This window comes from Brevibacterium sp. VCM10, from assembly GCF_000583215.1.
GTDB lineage: Bacteria > Actinomycetota > Actinomycetes > Actinomycetales > Brevibacteriaceae > Brevibacterium > Brevibacterium linens.
On sequence record NZ_JAJB01000067.1, the window covers coordinates 1 to 2,355 of the forward strand.

A 2,355-nucleotide genomic window follows, 5' to 3' on the forward strand; every position below is an offset into this window, starting at 1 on the left:
GGCCGCCTCGGCGAGGAATTAGTTGGATGTCCAAGTAATATGGACGTATCGTGGTGTCGATCACCGAATACGCGTCCGATTCTTGGAGGAATCATGTCCCGCAGTACAGCCGCTGCCCTACCTTTCGGTCTCACCGACGAACAGCAGACCGTCGCCGGGATGGTGCGCGAGTTCGCCGATACCGAAGTCGCCCCGCACGCTCTCGAATGGGACGCCGAGCACTTCTTCCCCGTCGACGTCATCAGAAAGTCCGCCGAACTCGGCATGGGCGGCATCTACGTCAGCGAAGAATCCGGCGGCACCGGAATGGGCCGGATGGATGCGGCGCTGATCTTCGAAGCGATGTCGACCGGCTGCCCCTCCGTCGCCGCCTATATCTCCATCCACAATATGGTCGCGTGGATGATCGACAAGTTCGGCAACGACGAGCAGAAGGCCACATACCTCGCGAAGCTCGTCTCCATGGAGCACCTCGGCAGCTACTGCCTGACCGAACCCAACGCCGGCTCCGATGCGGCCGCCCTGCGCACGTCCGCCCGCGAGGACGGCGACCACTACGTGCTCAACGGAGTCAAGCAGTTCATCTCCGGCGCCGGCACCTCGGACACCTACCTCGTCATGTCTCGCACCGGCCAGGACGGAGCGCGCGGAATCTCCGCCTTCATCCTCGAGAAGGGGATGGAGGGCCTGAGCTTCGGCCCCAATGAACAGAAGATGGGCTGGCGCGCCCAGCCGACCCGACAGGTGATCATGGAGAACGTGCGGGTGCCCAAGGAGAACATGCTCGGTGCACCCGGTCAGGGTTTCAAGATCGCGATGTCCGGGCTCGACGGCGGAAGGCTCAACATCGGCGCCTGCTCGCTCGGCGGCGGGCAGGCCGCTCTGGAGAAGGCCATCGCCTATATGGGTGAGCGTCAGGCCTTCGGCACCGAGCTCGCCGGCTTCCAGGCTCTGCGCTTCGAGGTCGCACAGATGCAGGCCGACCTCGAGGCTGCCCGCTCCCTGCTGTGGCGAGCAGCAGGAGCCTACGATACGGGCGATCCGAACACCTCTCTGCTGTCGGCCATGGCCAAACTCAAGGCCACCGACACCGGCTTCGACGTCGCGAACAGGGCACTCCAGTTGCACGGCGGCTACGGCTATCTGACAGAGTATGGAATTGAGAAGCTGGTGCGTGACCTGCGCGTCCACCAGATTCTGGAAGGCACCAACGAAATCATGCGCGTGATCATCTCGCGCAAGAGCACAGGAGTGGGCTGATATGACAGAACCTTCGGCAGAGCAGGCGGACGCCTCCGTCATCACCTCGGTATCCAACGGGGTCGGCCGAATCGAACTCAACAGACCGAAGCTGATCAATGCGCTCAGCCAGAACATGGTGGGCGCCATCGATGACGCCCTCAAAGCATGGCGTGACGACGACGCGGTCAAGCTCGTCCTCGTCACCGGCCGCGGGGAACGCGGACTGTGCGCGGGCGGCGATATCAAGGCCGTGTACAACGACATCGTGGCCGGCAGCGACGAGAATGCGAAGTTCTGGAACCGCGAATACAAGATGAACCACGCGATCTCCGAGTTCCCCAAGCCCTACGTCGTCATCATGAATGGCATCACGATGGGCGGCGGAGTCGGCATCTCCGGACACGGATCACACCGCATCGTCACCGATTCGACGAAGGTCGGGATGCCGGAGACCGGAATCGGGCTCTTCCCCGACGTCGGCGGCACCCACCTGCTGGCCAACGGTCCCGGAGAGTTCGGAACGCACCTTGCGCTGACCGGGCAGCCCGTCGGAGCCGGCACCGCGATCGGTCTCGGACTCGCCGACTACTTCGTCCCCGATGCGCAGATCCCCGATCTCATCGCCGACCTCACCGCCGGTGAGGATCTCGAGTCCGTCCTCGGCAAGTACGTCGGGGAGGCACCTGCCGATGATCTCGCCGAGGCGGCCGACTGGATCAACGCCTGCTACGTCGGCGACGACGCCGAGGCCATCGTCGCGGCTCTCGCCGCGCACGAGAACCCCGATGCCCGGGCCACCGCGGAGCTCATCGGCACGAAGGCCCCCACCTCGGTGAAGGTGACCTTGGCCGCGATCCGCAATGCGGAGAAGATGTCGCTGGCCGAGGTCCTCGAACAGGACTACCGCGTCGCCGTCACTCTCACCGGACTGCCGGACCTCAGGGAAGGCATCCGCGCACAGGTCATCGACAAGGACCGCAATCCGCAGTGGAACCCCGCATCACTGGCCGAGGTCAGCGACGAGCAGGTCCATTCCATCCTCACCACCGATCACGCAGATAAGGTGTTCTCATGAGCGAATTCGAAACCATCCTCACCGACGTCGCCGACGGC

The 2,355-nt window shown here is 64.0% G+C and carries 2 protein-coding genes; both read left to right on the forward strand.

The genetic code is table 11. The features are described from left to right. Positions 1-93: 93 nt before the first annotated feature. Positions 94-1,260: an acyl-CoA dehydrogenase family protein gene (locus tag AD89_RS0116160; protein WP_025780552.1), complete on the forward strand. Its 1,167-nt coding sequence runs from the start codon at positions 94-96 to the stop codon at positions 1,258-1,260. Between the two features lies 1 nt (position 1,261). Further along, entirely contained in the window at positions 1,262-2,317 is a 1,056-nt protein-coding gene (locus tag AD89_RS0116165) for an enoyl-CoA hydratase/isomerase family protein (protein ID WP_025780553.1), read from the forward strand. Positions 2,318-2,355 lie beyond the last annotated feature (38 nt).